This window comes from Sodaliphilus sp., from assembly GCF_045598405.1.
Taxonomy (GTDB): Bacteria; Bacteroidota; Bacteroidia; order Bacteroidales; family Muribaculaceae; genus Sodaliphilus; species Sodaliphilus limicaballi.
Genome location: NZ_JAZLLZ010000180.1, coordinates 1 through 6,569, shown reverse-complemented (window position 1 = coordinate 6,569; position 6,569 = coordinate 1). Strand labels below are relative to the sequence as shown.

Here is a 6,569-nt window from a genome sequence, read left to right as displayed (position 1 = left end):
GAACGAAAGATAGTGCAAATCACGCCAATGAGAAGCAAAATATTTTCATTTGTTCTAATGGACTTTCTGGGTTCGAGGTAGCGGTCTTCAACCGCGATTTTGTCACACTTCACCACCCCCCCCACCGGCAGCCCGCAGGTCTGCGACCAGCGGTTAACCAAAGTTACGACCTCCCTGAGGTCTAAAAAAATCCACAAAAATATATATTTCCAATGAAAAAATCAGTGAGTTCAGTGAGATCTGCGCGGGGAGTTCCATTGCTGAATAGTTACCAACATCCTCATGTTACACAAAAGTGTTGGCAGTTATATTCCTACAAGATGTTGTTTTTTTTTGTTTCCCCCATCATTTTAGGTCCATAACCTGATCCAATACTCCGTGGGGGAAGTCGGGATGTTTTGGCAAGTTTTGATGCGGTTGCCCTGCTGATGAGCGAAGGAAATTTGGTGGTTTCGCAATTTGTTAGTAATTTTGCGATGATATGATAACCGACGTTTTATACATCGTTGTCCCGTGCTTTAACGAGCAAGAGGTCTTGCCCGAGACTAACGCGAGGCTGCTGGCGTTGCTGAATGCTCTGGTAGAGGCTCGGCGTGTGTCGCCATTGAGCCGGGTGCTGTATGTCGATGACGGATCGACCGACGGCACTTGGAGCGTCATCAACACGATCTCGCATGGCCACGAGCAAGTGACGGCAGTGAAACTAGCCGCGAACGTGGGCCACCAGAATGCCCTTGTCGCCGGACTTGAAGCAGCGTTGCCCCATGCACACATCATGGTGACCATCGATGCCGACCTGCAAGACGACTGCGAGGTGATAACGCAGATGGTTGACCGGTATGAGGCGGGGTGCGACATCGTGTATGGCGTGCGTCGCGAGCGCAAGACTGACTCATGGTTCAAGCACACCACTGCCCAGGCATTCTATCGCACGATGGCTCACCTGGGTGTGAAGACGGTGTATAACCATGCCGACTTTCGCTTGATGAGCAGCCGTGCCGTGGCGCAGCTGATGCGTTACGGCGAGCGCAACATGTTCTTGCGCGGCATTGTGCCGCTGGTGGGCTACCGCAGCGACTGCGTGTATTACGACCGCACGGCGCGCACGGCAGGCGTGAGCAAGTATCCGCTGGGCAAGATGATTTCCTTTGCCGTCGATGGCATCACGTCGTTCAGCATCAAGCCCGTGCGCATGGTGTTCTCGCTGGGGCTAATCTTCCTGTTTATCGCATTCTGCATGCTGGTGTATGTGCTCATTGCTTATTTCACCCACCGTGCCGTGAGCGGTTGGGCTTCGCTCATCCTGTCGCTATGGTTCATTGGCGGCTGTGTGCTCATGAGCCTGGGCGTAGTGGGAGAGTACATAGGCAAGATTTATATCGAAGTCAAAGGACGTCCCCGCTACAACGTGGAGCAGACCGTCAATCTCACCGACCCGGGAAAAACGGAATTAAGAACTGACAGAAATTAATTTTCTATGTTCTAGTGAGATCTTTTGTTCTTATGTAACTATACACCAATAGGGTAATCTCACGCAGATCTCACAAATACCACGGATTTTTTTGTTGAAAATATATTGGCAATGAAAGGCTGAAAGCCGACACGCAGAACGTAGTTCTGCACATAACCCCCACCGCCGAGGAGTGAAACGACCGCCGGTGGGGGGGCAAAGTGTGACAAAACGCGCGGTTGAAGACCGCTACCTCGAAACGTGCAAGGTGGCGGTCCACAATAAACGGTATTGGTGTATAGTTTCAAAAAAAAGTATTGCTGTCCGGTTAAAGTTGCGAGAGTTGTACTAACTTCTCCAAACGCTGTCAGTTACAACACTTTGGTATAACCGGGGCTTGGTATAGAAAAAAAAGAAAATGAATTTTTTAGTTTATATGGCTCACGCCAAGAACCGTGCAGCGGTAAGTGGGCAAAGCCCGTGCCGCGACCAGCGAACCTCCCTTAAAATGGAGGACTCTGTCCTCAAAATGATAATACACTATCTATGAGGTAATTCCATTTTGCTTGCAGAGCAAGCTATTTTCTAATCGAAGCATAAAAATCATAATAAAAATATTTTCTTTTTTTTTTACCGGACAACAATAAAAAAACGCTCGTTTCACTTTTGCGACCCGATGGCGAGCAGAATCAGACCTATGAGCAACAGCAGCAGGTCCAGGGCCTTCATGCGTGCGTTCTTCTCTTTGAGCACTATCACGCCGTAGAGGAACGACACTATCACGCTGCCGCGGCGCATCATCGACACCACGGCAATCTTGGCGTCGGGTTGCGACAGCGAGTAGAAATAGGCGATGTCGGCAAGTGTGAGGCAAACGGAAATCATGGGTATGGTCCACACCCATCTGAATCCTTTGGGCTTGTGCCCAGTGAGATACATGGCAAGCACGATCGCTGCCATGATTATGGTCTGGAACAGCGAGTACCACGACTGCACTTCGAGCGGATTGAGCATGGTCATGAGGTGGCGGTCGTAGAGTCCGCTCAAAGCGCCCGTGACAGCGGCTCCCATGCTGCACCACAGCCACTTGGCATGCTCATGCGTGAATCCTTCCTTGCGCCCTAGCCGGCTGATGAACAGCAGCGAGCACACTCCCAGCACGATGCCGCCCCACTGCCACAGGTTGAGGCTCTCGCCGAAGATGAGCAGTGCGCCCACAAGCACCATGAGCGGGCGAGTGGCATTGATGGGGCCGGTTATGGTGAGCGGCAAGTGCTTGATGGCGGCATATCCGAGCGCCCACGACGACAGCACTATCACAGCCTTGCCCATGAGCAGCAGCAAGCCCCGCGTGGAATCGCCCAGCGACTGCGTCTCTTCCATGGCATCCATCACGATGTAGGGCGACAGCAGCAGCGTGCTCATCGCTGTGGTGCAAAACAGCACCATGAACACATCGTTGCCCGTGAGGGACTTCTTCTTGAAAATGTCATAGACGCCAAGCCCCAGAGCCGACATCATTGCCAGTAATATCCACATATTTCCAAGTTGCTAGTTGAAAAAACTCTGCAAAGTTACCAAAAATCCAATAACAAAATCGGTTCTTATTCAATTTAGTTGTTGCTTTTTTCGCAATTTGTTTGTAATTTTGCAAGTTAACGATTGAAATTAAAAAAACTTATATAACCGAATATGAAGAAATCAATTATCACATGTGCCTTGATGGCACTGGCAAGCATCGGCGCAAGCGCGGTGACTCCGCTGTGGACACGCTATGCACAGATTTCGCCCGATGGCAAGAGCATCGTGTTCACCTACAAGGGTGACATCTATCGCGTGCCTGCCGCTGGCGGCAAAGCCCTGCAACTCACCTCGCAGGCTAGTTATGAAATGAATCCTGTGTGGTCGCCCGATGGCAGGCAGATTGCTTTTGCCAGCGACCGCAAGGGCAATTTTGATATTTTCGTTATGCCGGCCGACGGCGGTGCTCCCACGCAGCTCACATTCAACTCGTCGAGCGAAACCCCGTGGACATTCAGCCCCGATGGCAAGTACATCTACTTCTCGGCAAGCATCCAGGACCCTGCATCAAGCATCCTGTTCCCCTCGGGCCGTCTCACCGAGCTTTACAAGGTGCCCGTGAGCGGTGGTGTCACCACCCAGGTGATAGGCACCCCTGCCGAGGAAGTGTGCATGGATCCCAAGGGCAAGTTCTTCCTCTATCAGGACCAGAAGGGCATGGAAGACGCCTTGCGCAAGCACCACACCTCATCTGTGACCCGCGACCTGTGGCGCTATGACTTTGCCACCGGCAAGCACACCAACCTCACAGCACACGCCGGCGAGGACCGCACCCCCGTGCTCAGCCCCGACGGCAAGAGCATGTATTTCCTGAGCGAACGCAATGGAGGTTCGTTCAACGTGTATAAGATGCCCATCGGTGATAACAAGGCAAAGGCTGTGACATCGTTCAAGGGCAATCCCGTGCGTTTCCTCTCTGTTGCCCAGAACGGCACCCTATGCTACACCTACGACGGCGAGATTTACACCCAGACCGACGGCGGCAAGCCCAGCAAGGTGGCAATCGACCTGTTCCACGACGACAGCGACCAGATCACTCGCATGACAGCCTCAAAAGGCGCTTCGAGCGCATCGGTATCGCCCGACGGCAAGCAGGTGGCATTCGTCTATCGCGGCGAGATATTCGTCACTTCGGTTGAATATAACACCACCAAGTGCATCACCGCCACTGCCCAGGCCGAGGATGACCCCACATGGGTCGATAACCGCACGCTCGTCTATGCCAGCGAGCGCAACGGCAACTGGCAGCTCGTGAAGGCCACTATCGAGCGCAAGGAAGACCTTAACTTCCCCAACGCTACCACCATCAAGGAAGAAATACTGCTCCCCTCAACCACCGTTGAGCGCGCATTGCCCAAGGCTAGCCCCGACGGCAAGAAGGTGGCGTTCATCGAGGACCGCACCAAGCTCAAAGTCCTGGACATCAAGAGCAACAAGGTGACAACCGTGACCGACGGCAGCACATGGTATGAGACCAACGGCGGCTTCAACTACAACTGGTCGCCCGACGGCAAGTGGTTCACCCTCGAGATGATAGGCAACCAGCGTGACCCTTACAGCGACGTGGGTATCGTGAGCGCCGAGGGTGGCAAGGTGACCAACATCACTTCTAGCGGCTACTTCAGCGAGAGTCCCAAGTGGGTGCTCGAGGGCAACGCTATCCTCTTCACCAGCAACCGTTACGGTATGCGCAGCCACGCTTCGTGGGGGTCGCAGGACGACGTGCTGCTGTGCTTCGTCAACCAGGAAGCCTACGACAAGTACCGCCTGAGCAAGGAGGACTACGAGCTGCTCAAAGAAGTAGAGAAGGAGCAGAAGAAAGAAGCCGACAAGAAGAAAGACGAGAAGAAAAAGGACGACAAGAAAGATGACAAGAAGGCCGACGAAAAAAAGGATGAGAAGAAAGACATCGTGGTGGAACTCGACGGCATCGAGGACCGTGTGGTGCGACTCACTCCCAACTCAAGCAGCATAGCGGGCGCCATGCTCACCAACGACGGCGAGAACCTGTACTACCTTTCAAAGTTCGAAGGTGGCTTCGACCTGTGGAAACTCGACATGCGCAAGCACAGCACCAAGCTGGTCAACAAGATGAACAGCGGCAGCGCATCGATGCAGATGAGCAAGGACGGCAAGGAAATATTCATCCTGGGAAGCACAATGAACAAACTCACCGTGAGCAGTGACAAGCTCACTCCCATCACCTATCAGGGTGCATTCAAGATGGACCTCGCCGCCGAGCGCGACTACATGTTTGAGCACGTTCACCGCCAGGTGGCTAAACGTTTCTACAACCTTAACTTCCACGGCGTGAAGTGGGACGACCTCACCGAGGTTTACCGCAAGTTCCTTCCCCACATCAACAACAACTACGACTTTGCCAACCTGTTGAGCGAATACCTGGGCGAACTCAATGTGTCGCACACCGGCGGCCGCTACTATCCCAGCAGCGGCGAGGCAACAGCATGCCTGGGCCTGCTCTTTGACCTCACCTACACCGGCAAGGGCCTCAAGGTTGACGAAGTGCTCGCCAAGGGTCCCTTCGGCAAAGCATCCTCCAAGGTTAAGCCTGGCGTGATTGTTGAGAAAATCAACGGCACAGCCATCGAGGGAGAGAATGACTACTCAATTCTGCTCGCCGGCCTTGCTGGCAAGAAGACCCTCGTGTCGCTCTACAACCCCAAGGGCGGCGACCGCTGGGAAGAAGTGATCCTCCCCATCAGCAAGAGCGCGCAGAACGACATGCTCTACAATCGCTGGGTCAAGCACAACGCCCACGTCGTGGATAGCCTCTCGGGCGGACGCCTGGGCTACGTTCACATCAAGAGCATGAACGACGAGAGTTACCGCGAGGTGTACAGCCAGGTGCTCGGCAAGTACAACAAGAAAGACGGCATCGTGATCGACGTGCGCTTCAATGGCGGCGGACGCCTGCACGAAGACATCGAAGTGCTGTTCAGCGGCAAGAAATACTTCACACAAGTCGTGCGCGGACGCGAGGCTTGCGACATGCCCAGCCGCCGATGGAACAAACCATCAATCATGCTCACCGCCGAGGCTTGCTACAGCAACGCACACGGCACCCCCTGGGTATATCAGCACCAGGGCATCGGCAAGATCGTGGGTATGCCAGTTCCCGGCACCATGACCAGCGTGTCGTGGGAGACCCTGCAGGACAACAGCCTCATCTTCGGTATCCCCATCATCGGTTACCGTCTGCCCGACGGCTCTTATCTGGAGAACACCCAGCTAGAGCCCGACGTCAAGGTCGCTAACGACCCCGCCGAGGTAGTCAAAGGCCAGGACGCCCAACTCAAGACAGCCGTCCTCGAACTCCTCAAGGAATGTAAATAAAACCACGCAGCAAACAAAGTGTGGGGAGGCATTTCTGCCTTGATAATAGATCCCCACCTTTAATAATCACAAAACTTGGACTGCCAGCCGATAAAGGTTTGGCAGTCTTGTTTTTTTTATTTATCTTTGCAAGCGATAAGTAATAGTTTGACACACTAAAATTTATAAACCTATGCTTACGGTA

Annotated in this window: 5 protein-coding genes; 3 read left to right on the top strand and 2 right to left on the bottom strand. The window is 53.4% G+C overall.

Features of this window, described 5'->3' with window-relative positions; genetic code table 11:
• A partial coding sequence (locus ACKI3C_RS12025) for a hypothetical protein (protein ID WP_407405378.1) occupies positions 1-185 on the top strand: 185 nt, incomplete at its 5' end.
• A gap of 296 nt (positions 186-481) precedes the next feature.
• Positions 482-1,471, top strand: a complete 990-nt coding sequence (locus tag ACKI3C_RS12020; RefSeq protein WP_407405376.1) for a glycosyltransferase — start codon at positions 482-484, stop codon at positions 1,469-1,471.
• A 639-nt stretch (positions 1,472-2,110) separates the two neighbouring features.
• Here ACKI3C_RS12020 and ACKI3C_RS12015 read toward each other — a convergent pair.
• Positions 2,111-2,989, bottom strand: a complete 879-nt coding sequence (locus tag ACKI3C_RS12015; RefSeq protein ID WP_407405374.1) for an EamA family transporter — start codon at positions 2,987-2,989, stop codon at positions 2,111-2,113.
• A gap of 153 nt (positions 2,990-3,142) precedes the next feature.
• On the opposite strand from ACKI3C_RS12015, the gene ACKI3C_RS12010 reads away from it, so the two are divergent.
• Positions 3,143-6,385: a S41 family peptidase gene (locus ACKI3C_RS12010; RefSeq protein ID WP_407405372.1), complete on the top strand. Its 3,243-nt coding sequence runs from the start codon at positions 3,143-3,145 to the stop codon at positions 6,383-6,385.
• Here ACKI3C_RS12010 and ACKI3C_RS12005 read toward each other — a convergent pair.
• A partial coding sequence (locus ACKI3C_RS12005; protein ID WP_407405370.1) for a hypothetical protein occupies positions 6,369-6,569 on the bottom strand: 201 nt, incomplete at its 5' end. The two genes, ACKI3C_RS12010 and ACKI3C_RS12005, sit on opposite strands and share 17 nt — an antisense overlap.

What these genes read in the sequence shown, in the direction of transcription:
- ACKI3C_RS12020 (WP_407405376.1), top strand. Translation starts at nt 482, where the DNA reads ATGATAACCGACGTTTTATACATCGTTGTCCCGTGCTTTAACGAGCAA.
- ACKI3C_RS12015 (WP_407405374.1), bottom strand. Translation starts at nt 2,989, where the DNA reads ATGTGGATATTACTGGCAATGATGTCGGCTCTGGGGCTTGGCGTCTAT.
- ACKI3C_RS12010 (WP_407405372.1), top strand. Translation starts at nt 3,143, where the DNA reads ATGAAGAAATCAATTATCACATGTGCCTTGATGGCACTGGCAAGCATC.